Origin of the sequence: Streptomyces catenulae, from assembly GCF_000718015.1 — a bacterium.
GTDB lineage: Bacteria > Actinomycetota > Actinomycetes > Streptomycetales > Streptomycetaceae > Streptomyces > Streptomyces catenulae.
Window position 1 is genome coordinate 188,348 of sequence record NZ_JODY01000004.1, and the last position, 22,685, is coordinate 211,032.

The 22,685-nt window shown below is 73.7% G+C and carries 21 protein-coding genes; 9 read left to right on the plus strand and 12 right to left on the minus strand.

The window, feature by feature from the left end; translation table 11 throughout:
* The first annotated feature begins 91 nt into the window (after nucleotides 1–91).
* Nucleotides 92–2,518: a ribonucleoside-diphosphate reductase subunit alpha gene (locus IF23_RS0106865; protein WP_030280882.1), complete on the plus strand. Its 2,427-nt coding sequence runs from the start codon at nucleotides 92–94 to the stop codon at nucleotides 2,516–2,518.
* On the plus strand, nucleotides 2,518–3,573 hold the full coding sequence (locus IF23_RS0106870; protein ID WP_030280884.1) for a ribonucleotide-diphosphate reductase subunit beta: 1,056 nt from the start codon (nucleotides 2,518–2,520) through the stop codon (nucleotides 3,571–3,573). The genes IF23_RS0106865 and IF23_RS0106870 overlap by 1 nt, the downstream gene beginning before the upstream one ends.
* 83 nt (nucleotides 3,574–3,656) lie before the next feature.
* Here the strand turns inward: IF23_RS0106870 and def are convergent, their stop codons facing one another.
* Genes def through IF23_RS0106885 form a run of 3 tightly spaced genes read right to left on the minus strand, consistent with a single transcriptional unit; the run spans nucleotide 3,657 to nucleotide 6,593 of the window.
* Entirely contained in the window at nucleotides 3,657–4,298 is a 642-nt protein-coding gene (gene def, locus IF23_RS0106875; RefSeq protein WP_030280886.1) for a peptide deformylase, read from the minus strand.
* 46 nt (nucleotides 4,299–4,344) lie between these two features.
* A complete protein-coding gene (locus IF23_RS0106880; protein WP_078653830.1) occupies nucleotides 4,345–5,826 on the minus strand; it encodes an amino acid permease in 1,482 nt (493 codons plus the stop codon).
* Nucleotides 5,823–6,593 (minus strand): gamma-glutamyl-gamma-aminobutyrate hydrolase family protein, encoded by a 771-nt coding sequence (locus tag IF23_RS0106885; RefSeq protein ID WP_030280890.1) that lies wholly within the window; start codon nucleotides 6,591–6,593, stop codon nucleotides 5,823–5,825. The genes IF23_RS0106880 and IF23_RS0106885 overlap by 4 nt, the downstream gene beginning before the upstream one ends.
* Nucleotides 6,594–6,650: 57 nt before the next feature.
* Here IF23_RS0106885 and IF23_RS0106890 point away from each other — a divergent pair, with 57 nt between their 5' ends.
* Entirely contained in the window at nucleotides 6,651–7,397 is a 747-nt protein-coding gene (locus IF23_RS0106890; RefSeq protein WP_051739316.1) for a FadR/GntR family transcriptional regulator, read from the plus strand.
* A gap of 58 nt (nucleotides 7,398–7,455) precedes the next feature.
* Here the strand turns inward: IF23_RS0106890 and IF23_RS0106895 are convergent, their stop codons facing one another.
* From IF23_RS0106895 to IF23_RS0106915, 5 genes are all read right to left on the minus strand, one after another.
* Nucleotides 7,456–8,442 (minus strand): tetratricopeptide repeat protein, encoded by a 987-nt coding sequence (locus IF23_RS0106895; protein ID WP_030280894.1) that lies wholly within the window; start codon nucleotides 8,440–8,442, stop codon nucleotides 7,456–7,458.
* Between the two features lie 280 nt (nucleotides 8,443–8,722).
* Entirely contained in the window at nucleotides 8,723–9,928 is a 1,206-nt protein-coding gene (locus IF23_RS0106900) for an HD-GYP domain-containing protein (protein WP_030280896.1), read from the minus strand.
* 110 nt (nucleotides 9,929–10,038) lie between these two features.
* On the minus strand, nucleotides 10,039–11,490 hold the full coding sequence (locus IF23_RS0106905; protein ID WP_078653831.1) for an HD-GYP domain-containing protein: 1,452 nt from the start codon (nucleotides 11,488–11,490) through the stop codon (nucleotides 10,039–10,041).
* A 160-nt stretch (nucleotides 11,491–11,650) separates the two neighbouring features.
* On the minus strand, nucleotides 11,651–12,070 hold the full coding sequence (gene rsrA, locus IF23_RS0106910) for a mycothiol system anti-sigma-R factor (RefSeq protein WP_030280900.1): 420 nt from the start codon (nucleotides 12,068–12,070) through the stop codon (nucleotides 11,651–11,653).
* Nucleotides 12,067–12,759 (minus strand): sigma-70 family RNA polymerase sigma factor, encoded by a 693-nt coding sequence (locus IF23_RS0106915; RefSeq protein ID WP_030280902.1) that lies wholly within the window; start codon nucleotides 12,757–12,759, stop codon nucleotides 12,067–12,069. The genes rsrA and IF23_RS0106915 overlap by 4 nt, the downstream gene beginning before the upstream one ends.
* A 323-nt stretch (nucleotides 12,760–13,082) precedes the next feature.
* Between IF23_RS0106915 and IF23_RS0106920 the strand changes: the two genes are divergently transcribed.
* The gene (locus IF23_RS0106920) at nucleotides 13,083–13,670 is read left to right on the plus strand and encodes a helix-turn-helix domain-containing protein (RefSeq protein WP_030280904.1); all 588 of its coding nucleotides are present in this window, start codon (nucleotides 13,083–13,085) and stop codon (nucleotides 13,668–13,670) included.
* 63 nt (nucleotides 13,671–13,733) lie between these two features.
* Here IF23_RS0106920 and IF23_RS0106925 read toward each other — a convergent pair whose 3' ends face one another.
* Complete coding sequence (locus IF23_RS0106925) at nucleotides 13,734–14,381, minus strand: alpha/beta hydrolase family protein (protein ID WP_030280906.1); 648 nt, start codon at nucleotides 14,379–14,381, stop codon at nucleotides 13,734–13,736.
* Nucleotides 14,382–14,464: 83 nt separating this feature from the next.
* Nucleotides 14,465–15,298, minus strand: coding sequence for an SOS response-associated peptidase (locus IF23_RS0106930; protein ID WP_030280908.1), 834 nt, complete (start codon nucleotides 15,296–15,298; stop codon nucleotides 14,465–14,467).
* Between the two features lie 201 nt (nucleotides 15,299–15,499).
* On the opposite strand from IF23_RS0106930, the gene IF23_RS0106935 reads away from it, so the two are divergent.
* The 4 genes from IF23_RS0106935 to IF23_RS0106950 all read left to right on the plus strand — a co-directional run bounded on the left by IF23_RS0106935 (nucleotide 15,500) and on the right by IF23_RS0106950 (nucleotide 19,238).
* On the plus strand, nucleotides 15,500–16,240 hold the full coding sequence (locus IF23_RS0106935) for a M50 family metallopeptidase (RefSeq protein WP_030280909.1): 741 nt from the start codon (nucleotides 15,500–15,502) through the stop codon (nucleotides 16,238–16,240).
* A gap of 209 nt (nucleotides 16,241–16,449) precedes the next feature.
* On the plus strand, nucleotides 16,450–17,802 hold the full coding sequence (gene aroA, locus IF23_RS0106940; RefSeq protein ID WP_030280911.1) for a 3-phosphoshikimate 1-carboxyvinyltransferase: 1,353 nt from the start codon (nucleotides 16,450–16,452) through the stop codon (nucleotides 17,800–17,802).
* Between the two features lie 13 nt (nucleotides 17,803–17,815).
* The gene (gene rsgA, locus IF23_RS0106945) at nucleotides 17,816–18,823 is read left to right on the plus strand and encodes a ribosome small subunit-dependent GTPase A (protein ID WP_030280913.1); all 1,008 of its coding nucleotides are present in this window, start codon (nucleotides 17,816–17,818) and stop codon (nucleotides 18,821–18,823) included.
* Nucleotides 18,824–18,914: 91 nt separating this feature from the next.
* Nucleotides 18,915–19,238, plus strand: coding sequence for a DMT family transporter (locus IF23_RS0106950; RefSeq protein WP_030280915.1), 324 nt, complete (start codon nucleotides 18,915–18,917; stop codon nucleotides 19,236–19,238).
* Between the two features lie 36 nt (nucleotides 19,239–19,274).
* On the opposite strand, the gene IF23_RS0106955 is transcribed toward IF23_RS0106950, so the two are convergent.
* Nucleotides 19,275–20,063, minus strand: coding sequence for a TetR/AcrR family transcriptional regulator (locus IF23_RS0106955; protein ID WP_030280917.1), 789 nt, complete (start codon nucleotides 20,061–20,063; stop codon nucleotides 19,275–19,277).
* Between the two features lie 163 nt (nucleotides 20,064–20,226).
* Here IF23_RS0106955 and hisN point away from each other — a divergent pair, with 163 nt between their 5' ends.
* On the plus strand, nucleotides 20,227–21,033 hold the full coding sequence (gene hisN, locus IF23_RS0106960) for a histidinol-phosphatase (protein ID WP_030280919.1): 807 nt from the start codon (nucleotides 20,227–20,229) through the stop codon (nucleotides 21,031–21,033).
* Between the two features lie 136 nt (nucleotides 21,034–21,169).
* Here hisN and IF23_RS0106965 read toward each other — a convergent pair whose 3' ends face one another.
* The gene (locus IF23_RS0106965; protein WP_030280921.1) at nucleotides 21,170–22,633 is read right to left on the minus strand and encodes a catalase; all 1,464 of its coding nucleotides are present in this window, start codon (nucleotides 22,631–22,633) and stop codon (nucleotides 21,170–21,172) included.
* Nucleotides 22,634–22,685 lie beyond the last annotated feature (52 nt).

A 22,685-nucleotide genomic window follows, 5' to 3' on the forward strand; every position in this document is an offset into this window, starting at 1 on the left:
GCCCGAGCGCCCTGTGCCGCCGGGCGCCGCCGCCCGCCGCCGCGTCCGTCGCGCCTCCCTCCGGCCCCCGCCGAGTGAGGGAGAGCACCACGTGACCACCGCGCCACCGCAGTCCGCGACCGACGCCGAGGCCGCAGCGCTTGAGACGGCCACGTTCCCCGCCGGCGTCCCCGGCCAGGACCCGCCCGGCACCGCCCTGCTGCGCACCCTGACCGAGCTGACCGCCGACCTGACCGCCACCGACCCGGGCAAGGTCGCCGCCGCCGCGCTCCGCGGCCGCCACCCCGGCTCCGACGAGGCCGGGCTGCGGGAGCTGGCGATCGACGCCGCCGCCGGTCTGATCGGCGACGAGCCGCAGTACTCCAAGCTCGCCGCCCGGCTGCTCACCCTCGCCATCGCCGAGGAGGCCGCGGGCGAGGGCGCCACATCGTTCTCCGCGTCGGTCGCCACCGGTCACCGCGAGGGCCTGATCGCCGACTCCACCGCCGCGTTCGTCGCCACCCACGCCGCGGAGCTGGACGCCCTCGTCACCCGGGCGCTGGCCGACGGCGCCGACGACCGGTTCGGCTACTTCGGGCTGCGCACCGTGCACTCCCGCTACCTGCTGCGCCACCCCACCACCCGGCAGGTCATCGAGACCCCGCAGCACTTCCTGCTCCGGGTCGCCTGCGGTCTGGCCGAGGACGACTCGGCGCGGGCGCTGGCCGACGTCGCCGAGCTGTACCGCCTGACCAGCTCGCTGTCGTACCTGCCCTCCTCCCCCACGCTCTTCAACTCCGGCACCCGCCACCCGCAGATGTCCTCCTGCTATCTGCTGGACTCGCCGCTGGACGAGCTGGACTCGATCTACGACCGCTACCACCAGGTCGCCCGGCTCTCCAAGCACGCCGGTGGCATCGGCCTCTCGTACTCCCGTATCCGGGCCCGCGGTTCGCTGATCCGCGGCACCAACGGGCACTCCAACGGCATCGTGCCGTTCCTGCGGACGCTGGACGCCTCCGTCGCCGCGGTCAACCAGGGCGGTCGGCGCAAGGGCGCCGCCTGTGTCTACCTGGAGACCTGGCACGCGGACATCGAGGAGTTCCTGGAGCTGCGCGACAACACCGGCGAGGAGGCGCGGCGTACCCACAACCTGAACATCGCGCACTGGATCCCCGACGAGTTCATGCGCCGCGTCGAGGCGGACGCCGACTGGTCGCTGTTCTCCCCCGCGGACGCGCCGCAGCTGGTCGACCTGTGGGGCGACGAGTTCGACGCCGCGTACCGCAAGGCGGAGGCCGAGGGCCGGGCCGTCAAGCAGGTCCCGGCGCGGGTGCTGTACTCCCGGATGATGCGGACGCTGGCGCAGACCGGCAACGGCTGGATGACCTTCAAGGACCACGCCAACCGCACCGCCAACCAGACCGCCGAGCCCGGCAAGGTCGTCCACTCCTCCAACCTCTGCACGGAGATCCTGGAGGTCACCGACGACGGCGAGACCGCGGTCTGCAACCTCGGTTCGGTCAACCTCGCGGCCCACCTCGGCGACACCGCCACCGGCTGGGAGGACGCGATGGACTGGGAGCGGCTGGACGCCACCGTGCGCACCGCCGTCACCTTCCTCGACCGCGTGGTGGACATCAACTTCTACCCGACCGAGCAGGCGGCGGCCTCCAACTCCCGCTGGCGCCCGGTGGGCCTGGGCCTGATGGGTCTCCAGGACGTCTTCTTCCGGCTGCGGCTGCCGTTCGACTCGCCCGAGGCGCGCGCGCTCTCCACCCGGATCTCCGAGCGGATCATGCTCGCCGCGTACGAGGCGTCCGCGGACCTCGCCGAGCGGCACGGCCCGCACCAGGCGTGGTCGGCGACCCGTACCGCCCGCGGGGTGCTCCACCCCGACCACTACCCGGACGCCGAGCCGCGGTGGGCGGACCGCTGGGCCGCGCTGCGCGCCCGTGTCGCCGAGACCGGTATGCGCAACTCGCTGCTGCTGGCGATCGCCCCGACCGCGACGATCGCCTCCATCGCGGGCGTCTACGAATGCATCGAGCCGCAGGTCTCCAACCTCTTCAAGCGCGAGACCCTCTCGGGCGAGTTCCTCCAGGTCAACGCGTACCTGATCGAGGAGTTGAAGGAGCTGGGGCTGTGGGACGCCCGCACCCGTGACGCGCTGCGCGAGGCCAACGGCTCCATCCAGGACGTCGCGTGGATCCCCGAGGAGACCCGTGCGCTGTACCGCACCGCCTGGGAGATTCCGCAGCGTTCGCTGATCGACATGGCCGCGGCCCGTACGCCCTACCTCGACCAGAGCCAGTCGCTGAACCTCTTCATGGCGTCGCCGACCATCGGCAAGCTCAGCTCGATGTACGCCTACGCCTGGAAGCGCGGCATCAAGACCACGTACTACCTGCGCTCGCGTCCGGCGACCCGGATCGCGCAGTCCGCCCGCGCGGCCGTCCCCGCGCAGCTGCCGGTGGCCGACTCCGAAGCGGTCGCCTGCTCCCTGGAAAACCCCGAGTCCTGCGAGGCCTGCCAGTAATGTCCACCGTCCCCGAAACCAACGCCGCCGCGGCCCACACCGCCACCACCGGCGCGAAGAACCTCCTCGACCCGGGCTTCGAGCTGACCCTGCGGCCCATGCGGTACCCGGACTTCTACGACCGCTACCGCGACGCGATCAAGAACACCTGGACCGTCGAGGAGGTCGACCTCCACTCGGACGTCGCCGACCTCGCCAAGATGTCCCCGGGTGAGCAGCACCTGATCGGCCGTCTGGTGGCGTTCTTCGCCACCGGTGACTCGATCGTCGCCAACAACCTGGTGCTGACGCTCTACAAGCACATCAACTCCCCCGAGGCGCGGCTCTACCTGAGCCGTCAGCTCTTCGAGGAGGCCGTGCACGTCCAGTTCTATCTGACGCTGCTCGACACCTACCTGCCCGACCCGGACGACCGCGCCGCCGCGTTCGCCGCCGTCGAGAACATCCCGTCCATCCGGGAGAAGGCGGAGTTCTGCTTCAAGTGGATGGACTCCGTCGAGTCCATCGACCGCCTGGAGACCAAGGCCGACCGCCGCCGGTTCCTCCTCAACCTCATCTGCTTCGCCGCCTGCATCGAGGGCCTGTTCTTCTACGGCGCGTTCGCCTACGTGTACTGGTTCCGCTCCCGCGGCCTGCTGCACGGCCTGGCGACCGGCACCAACTGGGTGTTCCGCGACGAGACGATGCACATGGACTTCGCGTTCTCGGTCGTCGACACCGTCCGCAACGAGGAGCCGGAGCTCTTCGACGCGGAGCTGGAGCAGCAGGTCACCGCGATGCTGAAGGAGGCCGTCGAGGCCGAGCTGCAGTTCGCGCACGACCTGTGCGGTGACGGCCTGCCGGGCATGAACACCGCGTCGATGCGCGAGTACCTCCAGTGCGTCGCCGACCAGCGCCTCCAGCGGCTGGGCTTCGCCCCGGTCTTCGGCTCGGAGAATCCGTTCTCCTTCATGGAGCTGCAGAACGTCCAGGAGCTGACGAACTTCTTCGAGCGCCGGGCGTCGGCCTACCAGGTCGCCGTCGAGGGTTCGGTCTCGTTCGACGACGACTTCTGATCCGGTAGCGGATATACGGCGAGCGGCCCGTGGACGGGGATTTCCGTCCACGGGCCGCTCGTCGTACGGGGGCGGTGCGCCCGTCAGTCGTTGGCGACGACGGGGTAGCGCGGCTCCTGCTCGGCCATCTGCTTCAGCGCGCCCTTCCGCTCCCGCTTGGAGAGGCGGTCGATGTAGAGGTAGCCGTAGAGGTGGTCGGTCTCGTGCTGGAGGCAGCGCGCGAAGTAGCCGGTGCCCTCGACGGAGATCGGGTTGCCCTGCGCGTCCCGGCCGCGGACGACGGCGTAGTCGGGGCGGGCCAGCTCGGCGTAGGCGCCGGGCACCGACAGGCAGCCCTCGTTGGAGTCGTCCAGCACCCGGCGGGCGGCCGGGAGTTCGTCGAGGACGGGGTTGCAGACCGCGCCGACGTGGCGGACGCCGTTGTCGTCCGGGCAGTCGTAGACGAAGACCTTGAGGTCCACACCGATCTGGTTGGCGGCCAGGCCCACGCCCTCGGCGGTGCGCTGGCTGGCGAACATGTCGTCGATCAGCTGCGCCAGTTCGTCGCCGAACTCCGTGACGTCCTGGCACTCCTTGTGGAGCACGGGGTTGCCGACAACCGTGATCGGCCGGGACGTGCCCCGCTCACGGTGGGCGCGCTCCCGCTCCGCCGCGTCCGTCGTGTCGTCGACGAACTCGTCCACGCGCTGCTCACCGTCTTGATCAAACACAGGCTGCTGGGCCATCTCCGCCGTACGCCTTCCTTGGAACCCTGATTAGTCGGCCTCCAGCCTAATCCGCCGACAGCGGGATCCGGGCGCCGTGGCCGTCCGGGTGCCTCCGCTGCCGCCACAGACCGGCGAGGGCCACGGCCACGGTGAGCGCCAGCGCCAGCACGGCGTCGGTACGGGATTCCGGCAGGACGATCATCACCGCGTACAGCGCGAGGAGGGCGAGGAGCGTCGCCCAGGTGAGCGCCGGGAAGAGCCAGACGGCGGTGCCGGGGAGCGGGCGGCGCCCCTCGGCGCGGTCGTGGCGGCCGAGGACCAGATGTGCCGCGGCGATGCCGATCCAGGTGACGTAGACGGTGTCGCCGGTGACGTCGACGAGCCGGCCGAAGGCGGTCGTGGGGTGGAAGACCTGGAGGAGCAGGCAGAGCGCGGCGAGCGAGGCGGTGAACAGGATGGCGGTGTGCGGGGCGCCGCGCCGGGAGATACGGGCGAAGAGGGACGGGGCGTCGCGGTCCCTGGCCAGCGCGAAGAGCATCCGGGAGCTGGCGTAGACCTGGGAGTTCATGGTGGAGAGCATCGCGGCGAAGAGCACGATGTTCAGCACGGTGGACGCGTGGTGCAGTCCGAGGTGGGTGAGGGTGGCGGCGAACGGGCTCTGCCCCACGGCCGCGTCGTCCCAGGGCAGGAGCAGGACGACCACGGCCAGCGAGCCGAGGTAGAAGACGGTGACCCGCCACAGGATGGTGCGGGTGCTCTTGCGGATCGCGGCGGCGGCGTCCTGGGCCTCACCGGCGGCGATGGTGACGATCTCGGTGCCGGAGAAGGAGAACATGGCGCTCGACGTGGCGATGACGACACCGCCGAGCCCCATGGGCAGGAGACCGCCGTGGCCCAGGAGGTTCCCGGTACCGGGCGCGGGGGTGCCCGGCAGCAGCCCGGCGACCGCGACGATGCCGACGCCGATGAAGAGCGCGATCACCGCGACCTTGACCCACACGACCCAGAACTCCATCTCGCCGTAGGCGCGTACGGAGGCGAGGTTGACCGCGACCACCACGCCGACCAGCACCAGGGCCACCGGCCAGACCGGGAGCGCCGGGAGCCAGCCGTGCACGACCTGCGCGGCGGCGATGGCGTCGATGCACAGCCCCAGGGGCCAGCCGACCCAGTAGATCCAGCCGCTCGTGAACCCGGCCCAGCGGCCGAAGGCCAACCGGCCGTAGACGGCGAAGGCGCCGGTGTCGGGGCGGGTCACGGACATCTCGGCGAGCATCCGCATGATGAGGATGACGATCCCGGCCGTGAGGGCGTACGCGATCAGCACGCCCGGTCCGGCCTGCCGGATGCTCACCCCCGAGCCGACGAAGAGGCCCGCGCCCACTGCGCCGCCGATGCTGATCATGGTCATATGGCGGCTGAGGAGGCCCTGTGCCAGCCGCGCGGTCGGCTCGCCCGCCGCGGGGTCCGCGTCCGCGACCGGACCGGCCGCGTCCCCGCCGCCCCGCGGGGTGCCGTTCCCCGCTCTCGTGTCGGTGCCGCTCACGGCCGCGACCCGGCTTCCCGCTCGGCGTGCACCCGGTCCAGCAGCGCGCGGAACAGCGGCAACCGCAGCTCGTCGGCGGGGACGAACGCCTCGGGGTGCCACTGGACGCCGACGGTCCAGGCCGCACCGGCGGGCGACTCGACGGCTTCGACGCATCCGTCGTCGGCGCGGGCGGTCACCCGCAGCCCGTCGCCCACCCGGTCCACCGCCTGGTGGTGACCGGACGCCACCGGTATCCGATCGCGTCCGAACACCTCGGCCAGCGCGCCGTCCGCGGAGAGCGCGACCTCGTGGACGCCCCACTCCTCGCCGGGCGCCGCGTCGTGTGCGACGGCGGTCCTCGGCAGGTCGAGGTGGAGGGTTCCGCCGCACAGGATGTTGAGCAGCTGCATACCGCGGCAGATGCCGAGCAGCGGCCGACCCTGCGCCAGGGCGTACCGGAGGACGGAGGCGTCCAGCCGGTCCTGTGCGGGGTTGACGTCGTACAGCGCCGGGTGGGCCGGATCGGCACCGTACAGGGCCGGGTCGACGTCGCCGCCGCCGGGGACCACGAAGCCGCGGCAGTCGGCGAGCGGTGCCTCCGGTGCGCCGCCGTCGGAGTCCGGCCGCAGCAGGACGGGTTCGGCCCCGGCCGCCCGGATCAGGTCGACGACATCGTCGAAGATACGGTTCGCCTCACCGATGCGGTGGTCCGCGCCCGGCGCACCGGCATCGCTGAGACGGACGGGTATCCCGATGCGGGGTGCCGGGTGCGGGGTGGGGCTCATGTTTTCTCCTGCCATCGCGGCTTGCGGATGAGATGCGAAATCTAGAAGATAGATTTCATGGATGACAAGGGTTGGACGCATCACATCTCGCCGGTGCGGTCGGCCGGAGCCGCGGAGGCCATCGCCCGTCGGCTCGGCGAGCTGATCGGCGCCCGGATCCTCGTCGGCGGCGACCGCCTGCCCCCGGAGAAGCGCCTCGCCGAGCTGTTCGGGGTCGCCGTCATGACCGTCCGTCACTCGGTGGCGGTGCTCCGGGAGGACGGCCTGATCGAGACCCGGCGCGGCCGCGGGGCCGGCACCTACGTCGTCGCCGACGTCCTCTCCCGGATCGGCGAGCTGACCGCCCTGCATCCGTACACCCTCGCCGACGTCGAGGAGTTGACGGCCTGGCGGATCGCGGTGTCCGGCGAGGCGTCCGCCCGAGCCGCCGACCGGGCCTCCGAGGCGGGGCTGGCCAGGATGCGCGAGCTGGAGTCCGCCGCCGACGCGGCGGTCGCCGAACCGGAGGAGTACCGCACGGCGGACGCCGGGCTCCACCTCCACATCGCCGAACTCTCCGGCTCCCGCAGGCTGCTCGAGGCCGAGCAGGGCATCCAGCACGAACTGACCCGGCTGTTGGCCGGGCACCCCGGCGGCACCGGGGCCCGGAGCATGCCCGACCAGCTGCACCGCGCCCTCGCGGCGGCGATCGAGGGCGGTGATCCGGCGCTGGCCCGCGCGCAGTTCACGGTCCACGCCGAGGCCACGGCGGACCTGCTGCTCCCCTTCGTCCAGCAGCCGACCGGGACCGCCGCCTCACACTGAGGCCGCCCAACGCACCGCGGCGGGCCGACCGCCCGGGCTCCGCGGGGTCACACGGCGGTCAGCAGACCTCTTCCAGATCGCGCCACTCACGGGTGTCCGGGCTGTCCGCGACCCAGCCGTCCAGCAGCCCGCGCACCAGGGCGGCGGGCGCCGCTATGCCGCACTCCCGCTCGGGCACCCAGAGCGATCCGGAGCCCGCGGTGCGGTGGCCGAGCGGCCCGGGGTGGCCGGGCTCGCTGTGGTCGTGCGGATCGAGGTGCTCACCGTCGCCCTCGTCGCTGGGCATGCTCGACTCCGAGCACGTACGGCACAGCAGCCGCACCGACGACGACCAGTCCTCGGCGGCGAACCCGGCGTCCGCCGCCAGCCGCTCCAGCGCGTCCCGGTCCGCCTCGGTGGCCGCCTCCAGCAGCACCACCCAGGTGGGCACCGGCGAGGGCGCCCACAGCTCGATCTCGTCGAAGACCGGGTACGAGGGCCCGGCGGCGGTGGTCCGCTCGCCGTGCGGGACGCCGTCGTGCAACACCACCTCGCCCCAGCGCCGCCCGGAGGACGGCAGCGGGATGGAGAGCACCTCGATCCGCGCCGGGTCGAGCCGACGGCCCCAAACGACCTCCGCCTCCCCCTCGGGCGACAGCCGCACGGCGGCGCTGCCCAGCGCCATCCCGGACGGCTCGCTCTGGGTGGCGCCGCTGCCGGGGACCTTCAGGCCGTACGCCTGCCAGGCGCGGCGGGCCAGCGGCCAGTCCTGGAGGGCGGTGGCGGCGATGCCGACGTTCCACCAGTCGGGCGCGCCCGGAGAGCGGTCGAGCAGGGCCACCGCGCGCAGCCCCGCGGCCCTGGCCTGCTCCCAGTCGTGCCGGAATTTGTGCAGCAGGGCGAGGTTGAACCAGGACTCCGAGAGCCAGGGCTCCATGTCGGCGGCGCGCGTCAGGAGCGCGCCCGCGTCGTCGTAACGGCCGTCGCCGATCAGCGTGAAAGCCCGGTCGGTCGCCTGCCGCCACGAGGCGGAGGGCCGGTGCCGTACCTTGCCGAAGATCCTCACGATTCCCGCCTGCTGGTTGCTCGATGACGCTGGAGGTGGTGTCCCGAGCGGCGCCCGGTGCCACCCGGGGGCCCACTGGCAACCTGCCACGGAACGCCGTCCGCCTCAGCGGAGGTGCCGGGGCCCCTGCGGCTCCCTTGCTCTGCGTGCTCCCCCTGAATCCCCTCGACGGGGCTTCCTTCGCATCCAACCATGCCCATCTCGGCGGGCGCTCATTACCCATGGGTTCCCCCCTGCGTTCACCAGGGGCGGAACTCTGGGGAAGGCTGGGGCGCGGGCCTCACCCGGTGCGGCCACCGCGGGCCAGGACCCGCGCCAGCGCCGCCACGACCTCCGGCGCGAACTCCCGCCCGCCCGCCAGCCGCTCCAGCACCCACGGCGCCCCGCCCGGGACGCCCGCCCGCCCCGCCCAGTCGTCGTAGGCGTTGACGGTCCGCACGATGCGCGCGGTGACCGGCTGTTCACGGTACGGGTCGGCCTGCCGCTCGACGATCACGGCGACCTCGGCGGGGACGCCGGTCTGCCGGACGACGGCGCCGCCGAGCCGGGCGATCCGGCGCTGCTCGGCGGGCGGCAACGGCGCGGTCGCGCCCGACGGCACCGGGTCGACGAGCGAGAGCTGCCCGATGTCGTGCATCAGCGCCGCGTACTCCAGGAGGTCCAGCTCCGGCTCGCGCAGCCCCAGCTCCCCGCCGACCGCCCGGCTGAGGGCGGCGACCCGGCGGGCGTGGCCGGGCGGGGTGTACCCGGCGATCTCGGTGGCGCGGGCCAGGGAGGCGATGGTCTGGCGGCGGGTGGCCCGGACCGCGGCGAAGCGGCGCAGCGCGCACTGGGTCAGCAGCAGCGGCAGCGCGAACACCGGCAGCGCCCACAGCCCGGCGACCGCCGTGGCCAGCGCGGTGACCACGCCGGTGGCGCCGACCGCCGCCCCGATCCCGCCGGACGCCCGCACCTCACGGCGGAGCAGCGTCCCGTACGGGCGTCCGGTGCGGGCCCGGTCGAACGCGGCGGTGAGGGCCGCGTCGCCCAGCGCGGTGAGCGCCAGCAGCCCGAGCAGTACCAGGAGCGGTACGTGGCCCCGGCCCGCCCAGGAGGCGAGCGGCCCGGCGGCGTACAGGGGCTGGACGCAGAGCGCGGCGCAGCCGCAGGTCAGCAGGTGCCGCGCCAGCCGATCGGCGGCCGGTCCACGGCCCGGCCCCGACACCGTCCCCACCAGGCCCGCGACGCCGACCACCACGACGGTCTGCGCCGGGCCGTGCGGGGCGGGCACCCCGGCGACCTCGCCGAGCAGGGCGTACGCCAGCGCGCCCGCCGCCGCCAGGGGCGCGCGGTCGTGCTCCCCGGGCGCCCCGGCGGGCCGCTGCCGGGCCAGCTCCCCCACGGCGATCAGCGTCCCGAAGGCCAGCGCGACCCCGGGCTGTGCGATCCCGGACCGCAGGGTGTGGACGAGCGCCCACAGGGCCAGGGCACCCGCCGCACCCCGGATCGCCACGGCGAGGGCTGCGCCCGGGGCGGGCCGGTCCGTTCGCCCCGGGGTGTCCTCGGGGTGTGCCTCCCCCGGGGACGGCAGGGTGTCCGGACCGGCCGCCGGGCCGCTCACACGTCACCGGGCCGGGCGGAGTGGTGCCGGGCGCGGCCGCCGCGCGGTGCGGCGTGACGGCCGCGCGGGGCGCCCGGACCGCCGCGGCGCGCACCGGGCGCGGGCAGTTGCGGGCCCGGGGGCGGGCCGCCCGAGGGGCACGGCAGATCGGGGGCGGTCCCGGGCGGCGGGGTCGGTTCCGGGTGCCAGCCGTGCCGTTCCAGGGCGGCGGCCAGCGCCCGCACCATCTGCGGGTCGAACTGCTTCCCGGCGCATTTGCGCAGCTCGGCGACTGCGGCCGGAACGGGGCGGGCGCGGCGGTAGGAGCGGGTGGAGGTCATCGCGTCGAAGGCGTCGGCGACGGCCACCACCCGGGCGCACTCGGGGATCTGCGCGCCCTTGAGGCCGTGCGGGTAGCCGCGGCCGTCGAGCCGCTCGTGGTGGTGGAGGATCGCGTCCCGCGCCTCCCCGAGGAAGCCGATGCCGCGGACGATCTCGTGGCCGTACTCGGGGTGGAGTTCGATCAGGGAGCGTTCCTGAGGGGTGAGCGGGCCCTCCTTGCGGAGCAGCCGGGTGGGGACGCCGAGCTTGCCGACGTCGTGCAGGGTCCCGGCGATCCGCAGCACCTCCGTACGGTCCTCGGGCAGCCCCAGCTCCCGGGCGATCATCATCGAGGCGCGGCCGACGCGTTCGCCGTGGCCGCGGGTGTAGCGGTCCTTGAGGTCGACGGCCTGGACCAGCGCGCGGACGGTGGCCCGGTGGGCGGCGCGCTCCCGGTGGTACTGGGCGAAGACCCAGCACGAGAGGTACATCGGCGGCAGCACCAGCAGCGCCGCCGACGGGCCGTACGCGCTGCGCCAGAGCACCGCCGTCATCAGTCCGGCCGGGCCGTGCACCAGATACGGGCCGAGGGAGCCGCGCAGCAGACCGCGCCAGGCGGTGCGCGGCGGCGCGCCCTCGGCGGTGACCCGCACCGCGCCGTCGAGGGCGGCGAGAACGGCGCAGAGGAGGGTCGCGGCGGCGAGGGCGGGCAGCAGCACCCAGGGCAGGTGCGGGGCGGTCAGCGGCCGGGGCCCGGCGGCGGTGTCGAAGAGGAGGGCGGCGGCCCAGCAGGCGAGGGCGAGTCCGGCGGCGTGCCAGAGGCGGCGGGCGGTGCGCGCGGGCTCCTCGGCCGGGGCGAGCAGCGCGCCCGGGACGGCGGTCAGCGCGGCCAGCGGCGGCGGCAGCAGGAACACCCCGGCGAGCAGGACGGGCAGTGCGGTGAGGAACGGTGCGGTGCCGGGCGGGACCCGGATGCCCGGCAGCGGGCGGTGGCGCACGGTCTCGCAGCCCGCGTGGAGGACGGCGAGGGCGGCGGCATCCGCCCAGGGGGCGCCGGGTCCGAGCCGGGCGGCCGGGGCGGCGCAGACCACCGCGGCCAGGACGGTCCCTGTGATGCAGCCGCGCGCGGCCGGTGGCAGTGCCCGCATCGCGCCCTCCTCCCCGAATCCACGGCCCGGCTCCGCGCAGCGTCGTACGCGGTGTGGGGGGTGCGGCGAGGATAGAGGGGGCCGGGCGGACACGTCGGCGCATCAGGGGCCGAGGGCGGAGAAAAGCCCCGCCACTCATCCCTTCGGGTGATACGCGGCGTTAGTCGGCGCGCGCGGCCTCGGTACGTGCATCGGCGGATTCCGCCGCTTCGGCGGGGGACGCGGCGGCGTCGGTGCCGTCCGCGTCCCGGGCGCCGGTGGAGTCGTCGTTCCGGGCCGCGTCGTGACGGGCCTGGTCGAGCACGCTGACCTCGGGGACGGTCTCCCCGGCCCGGATCAGATCGATCCGGCCCATGACCTTGGAGCGCAGATCGCTGGGGACGTCGTCATGGCCGCAGCAGCGCTTGACGAGCTTCTTGACGGCCTGCTCCAGGCCGTACTTCTCCAGGCACGGCGAGCACTCGTCGATGTGCACCTGGAACTTCTCGCACTCCCCCTCCGGCATCTCACGGTCGAGATACTCGTAGAGGTGGTCGAGCACCTCGGAGCATTCCTTGTCGTGCGGCTCTCCGCAGCTCATGATCCCGAGCCTTTCCGGTCGTGCGGCTGCGGTGCCTGCGTGGCAGCCCCTGCCCCGGCCGGGACCAGCCCGCGCTCCCGGGCGTAGTCCTCCAGCATGCCGCGCAGTTGGCGCCGGCCGCGGTGCAGACGGGACATCACCGTGCCGATGGGTGTCCCCATGATGTCCGCGATCTCCTTGTACGCAAAGCCCTCCACGTCCGCGAGATAGACCGCGATGCGGAATTCCTCCGGAATGGCCTGGAGTGCGGCCTTCACATCGGAGTCGGGGAGGTGGTCGAGCGCCTGCGACTCGGCGGAGCGCAGTCCGGTGGACATGTGCGACTCGGCGCGCGCCAGCTGCCAGTCCTCGATCTCCTCCGCCGCGCTGCGCTGCGGCTCACGCTGCTTCTTGCGGTAGGAGTTGATGAAGGTGTTGGTCAGGATGCGGTAGAGCCACGCCTTGAGGTTGGTGCCTTCCCGGAACTGATGGAAGGACGCGTACGCCTTGGCATACGTCTCCTGCACCAGGTCCTCCGCGTCGGCCGGATTGCGCGTCATGCGCAGCGCGGCGGAGTACATCTGGTCCAGGAAGGTGAGGGCGTCGCGCTCGAAGCGTGCGTTGCGCTCGGCGGGGCTCTCCTTCCGGTCCGCGGAGTGCTCCTGTGCCGCGCCGTCGGTCCCTGCGTCGGTACCGGTGACCGGACCCACCTCCTCCAACACCGTGACGGACCCGGATGCGGATCCACTCGATTCGGAGAATAGACGACGATCCCGGACCGCCGCCGCTCCAGCGGGAGCGGCCTGCGGTGCCTGCGTCTGGGGCCATCGCAGGTCGGCGGCGGGACGGGCGGGGCAGGCGATTCCCATGCGGCGGGCTCCCATTCCTCGTGCTGCGCGAGCGGTGTACGGACGTCCTACGGCATGGTCAACAGCGGTGCCCCGCGGCGCATTCCCGGCCCCCGGCACCAGTTCGCGGCGGCCCGCCCGACGGCACGGTTGACAAAACACGTTGCCGCTTCGGCAATAGGGGCATGACGGATGACGCGTACGAACGGGTGCTCGGCGAGGTCGGGCCGCGGCTGCGGCGGCTGCGGCAGGAGCGCTCGGTGACCCTCGCCGCCCTCTCGGAGGTGACCGGCATCTCGGTCAGCACCCTCTCCCGCCTGGAGTCCGGGCGCCGCCGCGCCACCCTGGAGCTGCTGCTCCCGCTGGCCCGCGCCCACCAGGTCCCGCTGGACGAACTGGTCGGCGCCCCCGAGGTGGGCGACCCCCGGGTGCGGGCGGTGCCGCAGCGCCGGGCGCACATGACGTTCGTACCGCTGACCCGGCAGCCGGGCGCCCTCCAGGCGTTCAAGCTCGTCGTCGACCCGGTCCCGGGCCCGCCCGAGCAGCGCACACACGAGGGCTACGAGTGGCTGTACGTCCTGTCGGGACGGCTGCGGCTGCTGCTCGCCGACCGGGATGTGGAGCTGAGGGCGGGCGAGGCGGCGGAGTTCGACACCCGGTTGCCGCACTGGTTCGGACCCGCGGACGACAAGCCGGTGGAGCTGCTCAGCCTCTTCGGCCGCCAGGGCGAACGGATGCATGTCCGCGCCCGGCCCCGGGGGCGCACGGAGTGAGACGGCGCGCCGGGGGCGCGGCGGGCCGGGCTCCCAAGGGGCCGCGGGTCCGCGCGCCCCGGGTCAGCCGAAGAGCCCGTCGAGCCACTCCGCCACCGCGTCCGCCAGCGCCGTCATCGTCCCCTCCTCGGTGACCGCGGCCCGCTTGGGCACCGCGAAACCGTGGTCCCCGTGGGGCACCTCGCGCAGCTCCGTACCGGTCGGGAACTCCTCGGGGCGCCCGAAGGGGTCCCGGTCGCCCTGGACGACGAGGGTCGGCACCCCGGCGCCGGTCAGCTCCTCGGCGCGGGACTTCTCCGGGCGGCCCGGCGGGTGCAGCGGGAAGCTGAGGGCGAGGACGGCGTGCGCGCCCAGTTCGCGCGCGGTGCGGCAGGCCACCCGCGCCCCCGCGCTCCGGCCGCCCGCGACGACCGGCAGACCGGGCTTCTCCAGGGCGGGCCACAGCGCCGTCCACCCGGCGTCCAGGGACTTGGGGGCGGGCGCCACCTTCTTCCCGGCGACCCGCCACGGCTGCTCCACGAGCGCGACGGTGTAGCCGCGGCCGGGCAGCGCGGCGGCCAGCGCCCGCAGGTCACGCGCCTCGATGCCGCCCCCGGCGCCATGGCCGACCGCCAGCACCGCCCGGGCCGGTACCGGCGCCCGGAACCAGGTGATCCGCGCCTCGCCCGCGGGCGTGGCGACCGTCTCGCTCTCGTGCACACCGGAAGTCATACGCCCATCCTGCCGCCCCGCGGACGCCCCGGCCGCACGGCCCGCCCCGGGAGCGGCGCCCGGCCGCCCCCGGGGCGCGCACCTCAGAACAGGGTGCCGACCTCGGGCCCGTCGAGTTCGGTGAGCAGTTCGGGGCCGTTGTTGCGGACGTTGCTGACGGCCGTCGGCACCGGGTAGGCGCGCATCAGCCCGGCCGGGGGCGGGGCGAGCAGGGTCTGCAGCCCTTCGGGGTCGGTGTGGGACGGGTCGAGCCAGGCGTCCCAGCGGTCGGGCGTCATCACCAGCGGCATCCGGGGGTGGATGTCGGCCAGCGCCTGCGGCCCCTCACCGCCGTCCGCCCCGGCCAGCGGCGTCGTCTCCGCCTCCGTGGTGAGGACCGTGCACGTCACCCACCAGGCCCGCGGATGGTCGGCGGGGAGCGTGGCATCGCGCCAGAACTCGTACAGCCCGGCCATCGCCATCACGGACCCGTCGGCGGGCGTCACGAAGTACGGCTGCTTCCGGGGGCGCTTCTTCACCCCGCGCTCCTCCAGCTCCCGTTCCTCGGGGGCGGTCACCCACTCGTAATAGCCGTCCCCGGGGAGCAGACAGCGGCGGGCGGCGAACGCCTGGCGGAACGAGGGCTTCTCGTGGACCGTCTCGGCCCGTGCGTTGATCATCCGCGCGGCGCCGTCCGGCGAGTTCGACCACGACGGCACCAGCCCCCAGGTCAGCGTCCGCAGCTGCCGCACCGGCACCCCCGGGGGGAACGCCTGCGCCGCGGCGCCCTTGAGAGGGCGCTCCAGGACCGCCTGCACGGGGACGGTCGGGGCGATGTTGTAGTCCGGGGCGAGCGTTTCCTCGGGCACCAGGTGCCCGATCCCGAAGGTCTCCGTCAGCTCCTCGGGCCCACGACTCGCTGCATACCTGCCACACACGGCAATCCACCCCTTTGACCTGCTGACCCACCAGGGTAGGCGGCTCCGCCGGACACCGGGGCCCCGGTCGGCGGGGCCCGGCGCACGCCCCGCCGGACGCGCCCCCGCTCCCCCTCCGCACCCCGGGGCGCACGGCCCGCCGCGTACCGTCGGGCAGCCGTGCCACACTGCCAGGCCATACGAAGGGACGACAGGGACACCATGGACACCGATCGCCTCACCGACATAGGCAGCCGCGTCTTCGGGACCCAGCCCGACCCGCCGGTCTGGCTGGTGGTCGCGACGGGGGTGCTGGCGCTCGCGGCCGTCCTGCCGCACCCGGCCTGGCGGCTGTCCCGGAACGCGGTGACCATCGCCCACGAGGGCGGCCACGGCCTGCTGGCGCTGCTCACCGGCCGCCGCCTGGAGGGCATCCGGCTGCACTCCGACACCTCGGGTCTGACCGTCTCGCGCGGCAAACCGACCGGTCTCGGCATGATCCTGACCGCGGCCGCCGGGTACATCACCCCGTCCCTGCTGGGTCTTGCGGGCGCCGCGCTGCTGGCGGCCGGTCACATCACGGCGCTGCTGTGGGGCGCGACGCTGCTCCTCCTCGTCATGCTGGTGATGATCCGCAACGCCTACGGGGTGCTCACCGTCGTCCTGACCGGCGCCGCCTTCCTCCTCGTCTCCTGGCTGACGCCCGCCGACGTCCAGGCGGGTTTCGCGTACGCGGCGGTGTGGTTCCTGCTGCTCGGCGGCGTCCGGCCGGTCTTCGAGCTGCAGCGCAAGCGCCGCCGCGGCCCGGTGCTGCGCCCGGGCTCGCCCGGCGGCGCGCCGGACTCCGACCCCGACCAGCTGGCCCGGCTCACCCACGCCCCGGCGTTCGTCTGGATCGGGCTGTTCCACGTGGTGACGCTCTGCTCGCTGTTCGGCGGCGGCCGCTGGATGCTCGGCCTCTGACCCGCCGCGGACGCGGCCGTCCGGCCCGGACGGCCGCGGAAACCGGCCCTCCCCGGGTGCGTATCCCTCGATCGTGCGCATCGCGGACGCCGCGGGCGGCGGCGCGGCGGGTCGGTTGCCTGATCAGCGCGGTGTGCGACGCAGGTACGTCACAGTCGCACCGTTTTTGATCAGGATGGGCACCCTTGCCCAGCGATTAAAGTGAGGGCATGACCGAGAGCACCGCACTCCCCGCACTCTGGCCCGCCCCCGTCGCTTCGGGGGCGGTCGATGCGACCGTCACCGTGCCCGGCTCGAAATCGGTCACCAACCGCGGTCTGGTGCTCGCCTCGCTCGCCGCCGAGCCCGGCTGGCTGCGCCGCCCGCTCCGCTCCCGCGACACCCTCCTGATGGCCGAGGCGCTGCGCACCCTGGGCGTCGGCATCGAGGAGACCGCCTCCTCCAGCTCCGCCGAGCCCGGCGGCGGCGAGGCGTGGCGCATCATCCCGGCCGGTCTGCGCGGCCCGGCCACCGTCGACGTCGGCAACGCCGGTACGGTCATGCGCTTCCTGCCGCCGGTCGCCGCGCTCGCCGACGGCCCGGTCCGCTTCGACGGCGACCCGCGCTCGTACGAGCGTCCGCTGGGCGGCGTCATCGAGGCGCTGCGCGCCCTCGGCGCCCGGATCGACGACGACGGCCGCGGCGCGCTCCCCATGACGGTGCACGGCACCGGCACCCTCGACGGCGGCCCGGTCGCCATCGACGCCTCCTCCTCGTCCCAGTTCGTCAGCGCGCTGCTGCTCTCCGCGCCCCGCTTCAACCAGGGCGTGGAGGTGCGGCACACCGGCGCCGCGCTGCCGTCCATGCCGCACATCCGGATGACGGTCGACATGCTGCGCGCCGCCGGTGCCCAGGTCGACACCCCGGAGGCGGGCGGCGAGCCGAACGTCTGGCGGGTCACCCCGGGCGCCCTGCTGGGCCGGGATCTCGTCGTCGAGCCGGATCTCTCCAACGCCCAGCCGTTCCTGGCCGCGGCGCTGGTCACCGGCGGCCGTGTCACCGTCCCGGACTGGCCGACCCACACCACACAGCCCGGTGACGCGCTGCGCGAGATCTTCACCGCGATGGGCGGCTCCTGCGAGCTGACCGAGGCGGGCCTGACGTTCACCGGCGGCGGCGCGATCCACGGCATCGACGTCGATCTCGGCGAGGTCGGCGAGCTGACCCCCGGCATCGCCGCCGTCGCGGCCCTCGCCGACTCCCCGTCCACGCTCCGCGGCGTCGCCCATCTGCGGCTCCACGAGACGGACCGGCTGGCCGCGCTCACCAAGGAGCTGAACAACCTCGGCGGTGACGTCACCGAGACCGCCGACGGCCTGCACATCCGCCCGCGCCCGCTGCACGGCGGCGTCTTCCACACCTACGAGGACCACCGCCTGGCGACCGCCGCGGCCCTCATCGGCCTCGTCGTCGAGGGGGTGGAGGTGGAGAACGTCGCGACGACCGCGAAGACCCTCCCGGACTTCCCCGCCCTGTGGAACGCCATGCTCGACCCGGCCGCACCGGCCGCCCGGAGAGGCTGAGGGTTCCACCGCCATGCGCCGCTACGGCAAGAACCCCGATGAGGACGACGTCCGGGTCCGCCCCAACCGCAAGGGCAACCGCCCGCGTACCAACATCCGCCCCAAGCACGAGGACGCCAGCGAGGGCCTGGTCCTGACCGTCGACCGGGGGCGGCTGACGGTCCTCATCGACGACCGCACGATCACCGCGATGAAGGCCCGTGAGCTGGGGCGGAAGAGCGCCGTCGTCGGCGACCGGGTCGCGGTGGTCGGCGACCTCAGCGGCGCCAAGGACACCCTGGCCCGCATCGTGCGCGTCGAGCCGCGCACCTCCACGCTGCGCCGGACGGCCGACGACGACGACCCGTACGAGCGCGTCGTCGTCGCCAACGCCGATCAGCTCGCCATCGTCACCGCCCTCGCCGACCCGGAGCCGCGCCCCCGGCTGATCGACCGCTGCCTGGTGGCGGCGTACGACGCCGGGCTCGATCCGCTGCTGGTGCTCACCAAGTCCGACCTCGCCCCGGCCGACACCCTCCTCGCGTCGTACGGCGCGCTCGGCGTCCCCTATCTCGTCACCAACCGCGACGAGCTGGCCGACGGTTCCGCCGCCGACCGGGTCCGCGAGCGGCTGGCCGGGCGGATGACCGCCTTCGTCGGTCACTCCGGTGTCGGCAAGACGACGCTGGTCAACGCCCTGGTGCCGGAGCGTCGCCGGGCCACCGGCCATGTCAACGCGCACACCGGACGCGGCCGTCACACCACCACCTCGGCGCTGGCGCTGCCGCTGCCCGGCGACACCGGCTGGGTGATCGACACGCCGGGCGTGCGCTCGTTCGGACTGCACCACGTCGATCCCGCGCGGGTGGTGCTGGCCTTCCCCGATCTGGTGCCGGGCACCGAGGGCTGTCCGCGCGCCTGCAGCCACGACGAGCCGGACTGCGCGCTGGACGAGTGGGTCGCCGAGGGCCACGCCGATCCCGCGCGGCTCTACTCACTGCGCCGGTTGCTCGCGACCCGTGAGCGACGCGAGGGCGACTGAGCGGAGGCAAATGCCCTGCCCACCGTCCGGGGGAACTGCATAATCACACCCGGGCGGACGTAGCGGTCACCGACAGACGGAGGCATGGGACATGGCTTGGCTGCTCGTCGTGGTGGCGGGACTGCTGGAGACCGGCTTCGCGGTCTGCCTCAAGCTGTCGCACGGCTTCACCCGCCTCTGGCCGACGATCGCGTTCGCCGCGTTCGCGCTCGGCAGCTTCGGTCTGCTGACGCTGTCGCTGCGGAAGCTGGACGTCGGCCCGGCGTACGCGGTGTGGACGGGCATCGGCGCCGCCGGTACCGCCATCTACGGCATGGTCTTCCTCGGCGATCTGACCTCCACGCTGAAGATCGTCTCCATCGGTCTGGTCATCGCTGGTGTCATCGGCCTCCAGCTCTCCGGCTCGGTGCACTGACCCACGGCGCACCCCCTCCCCGGCCGTCCACGCAGGTCAGCCGCCCGTCTCCGGGTACCCCGGCCGCCCGCTCCGCCCCGGCACCCGGGCGAACGCCCCGCGCACCAGCCGCGCCACCGCCTCGCTCTCCGCGTCCCGGCCCGCCGCACCCGTACGGGCACCGGCCCCGGGCGGCTCCGGTCGGTCGGGCGCGACCACACAGGAGAGGGTGAGCCGGGCGGCCGCCTCACACGCGGTGTCCAGCGCGGGCAGTTCCTCGTCCGGCCAGTGCGGCGCCAGCGCGGCCACCGCGCGCTCCCGGAACCGGCCGACAAGATCGGCGGGCCCGGGCGGCGGCCCCTCCCCCGCGCCCTGCCGCTGCGCCGGGACGGACCGCCGGACGCCGCGCGGCCGTGGCGGCGGTCCGGCCGCCCACCGGGGTGGCAGCCGCTCGCCCCAGCACCCCGTCAACGCGGCCCTGACCAGCGGATTGGCCCGGGCGGCGCGCAATGTCCAGGCGGCGGCCGCGGCGACCCGCGCCGCCGCGTCACCGGCCGGGGCGGGCGGAGCCCCGGACCGGCCGGGCGGCGCCCCGGCCCGTACGGGTGGCCCGCCCGGCTCCCCCTGACGCCCGGTCAGCGCCCGTTCGACGCCCGCCAGATAGGCGTCCACCTCCCGGCGCACCAGCGCGCGGGCCAGCCCGGACTTGCTGCCGAACTCGTTGTAGAGGGTCTGCCGGGAGACCCGGGCGGCGGCCGCCACATCGACCATCCGGACCGCCGACCAGGGGTGATCCGCGAGCGCCGCGTAGGCGGCGTCGAGCAGGGCTTCCCGCGCTGTCGGCATCGTCGCCTCCCGCCTGACCGGTCCCATATGACCGGTGTGCGCACAGAATTGAGGCGCCGCCAGGGACTGTCAAGGGGCGCCGCGTGCCGCCGTCCGGGGCCTATCCGCCCGGCGGGGCCCGATCATGTGGCTGTCCGTGCATACCAGTAGATACTGTTCGTACATGCCCGACTATCACGATGATCTCCGTCTCGGACACGTCCTCGCGGACGCCGCGGACGCCGCCACCATGGAGCGGTTCAAGGCGCTCGACCTCAAGGTGGAGACCAAACCGGATATGACGCCGGTCAGCGAGGCGGACAAGGCCGCCGAGGAGTTGATCCGCGGTCATCTCCAGCGGGCCCGGCCGCGCGACTCCGTCCTCGGCGAGGAGTTCGGCTCCACCGAGGGCACCGGCCCGCGCCGCTGGATCATCGACCCGATCGACGGCACCAAGAACTACGTCCGCGGCGTCCCGGTCTGGGCCACCCTGATCGCGCTGATGGAGCGGGGCGAGGGCGGCGACCGCCCGGTCGTCGGCATCGTCTCCGCCCCGGCGCTGGGCCGCCGCTGGTGGGCGGCCGAGGGGCTGGGCGCCTTCACCGGCCGCAGCCTGACCTCCGCCAGCCGACTGCGGGTCTCCGAGGTCGGCAGCATCCGGGACGCCTCGTTCGCGTACTCCTCGCTGACCGGCTGGGAGGAGCGCGACAAGCTCCCCGGCTTCCTCGACCTGAGCCGCGACTGCTGGCGGACGCGCGCCTACGGCGACTTCTGGCCGTACATGATGGTCGCCGAGGGCGCGGTGGACATCTGCGCGGAGCCGGAGCTGTCGCTGTGGGACATGGCGGCGTGCGCCGTCGTGGTGCAGGAGGCCGGTGGCCGCTTCACCTCTCTCGACGGCGTCCCGGGCCCGCACGGCGGCAACGCCGCGGCCTCCAACGGTCTGCTCCACGACGATCTGCTGTCGTACGTGGGCGACGCCCGCAGCTGACACCGCACCCGCCGCACCCCGCGCGAAGAGGCCGGAGCCCCATGGCATCCGGCCTCTTCGGCTGGTACGGCAAGCGGGTGGCCGCCCGCCCACCGGGCCGCTCCGGGGGAGACGGTCCGGTGCGCGGGGTGGCCGGTCAGCCGCGCAGGGCCTGGACCGCGGCGTCGAGCCGCTTGCCGTAGTCCGCGTCCGCCTTGCGGAAGTTGTCGATCGCGCGCTGGGCGATGTCGTCGCGGGACACCTTGGCGATGAAGCCCGCGAGGTTGTTCACCAGCCGCTCCTTCTCGTCCTCCGACATCAGGCGGTAGAGGTTGCCCGCCTGGACGAAGTCGTCGTCCTCGGCATGCGAGGGGGCCGCGCTCTCCCCGGTGGCGCCGGAGAGCTGGAAGGGCTCCCACAGCGCCCGGCCGGTCTGGACGGGACCGCCGAAGCTGTTCGGCTCGTAGTTCTTCGCCCCCGCGTGACGGCCGTCGTACATGACGCCGTCCCGGCCGTGGGTGCGCGCCTCGGTGGCGTGCGGGCGGTTGACCGGCAGGTGGTCGGCGTTGATGCCGACGCGGTAGCGGTGGGCGTCGCCGTACGCGAAGAGGCGGCCCTGGAGCATCTTGTCGGGCGAGGGGCCGATGCCCGGCACGAAGTGGTGCGGGGAGAAGACCGACTGCTCGACCTCGGCGAAGATGTTCTGCGGGTTGCGGTTCAGCTCCAGCTTGCCGATCTCGATGACCGGGTAGTCCGCGTGCGGCCAGATCTTGGTGAGGTCGAACGGGTTGAAGCGGTAGTTCGCGGCCTCGGCGGCGGGCATGATCTGCACGCCGACCGTCCAGCTCGGGAAGTCGCCGCGCTCGATGGACTCCCGCAGGTCACGCTGGTGGCTGTCGGGGTCCTCACCGGCGACCTTGGCGGCCTCCTCGCTGGTGAGGTTCTTGATCCCCTGGTCGGTCTTGAAGTGGTACTTGACCCAGAAGACCTCGCCCGCCTCGTTGCTCCACTGGAAGGTGTGCGAGCCGAAGCCGTCCATGTGGCGGTAGGACGCGGGGATGCCGCGGTCACCGAAGAGCCAGGTCACCTGGTGCGTCGCCTCGGGCGACAGACCCCAGAAGTCCCAGACGTTGTCCGCCTCCTGCGAGCCGGTGTACGGGTCGCGCTTCTGGGTGTGGATGAAGTCGGGGAACTTGATGGCGTCCTTGATGAAGAACACCGGGGTGTTGTTCCCGACGAGGTCGTAGTTGCCGTCCTCGGTGTAGAACTTCAGCGCGAAGCCGCGCGGGTCACGCACCGCATCGGCCGCACCGAGGTTGCCCGCGACGGTCGAGAAGCGCAGGAACGTCTCGGTCTGCTTACCGACCTCGGAGAGGAACTTGGCGCGGGTGTACTCGGTGACATCCGCGGTGACGGTGAAGGTGCCGTACGCACCGGCGCCCCGGGCGTGGACGATGCGCTCCGGGATCCGCTCGCGGTTGAAGTGGGCGAGCTTCTCGATCAGGAGCTGGTCCTGGATCAGTCCGGGTCCGCCCAGGCCGGCCGTCTCGCTGTTCTGGTTGTCCGCAACCGGAGCTCCGGACTCCGTCGTCAGCGGTCCCGTGGTGCTCTCTACCGACACGTGCGCCTCCTGAAGTCTGCTACCTGCCCTTGGCTTGCGCCGCTGCCGATCC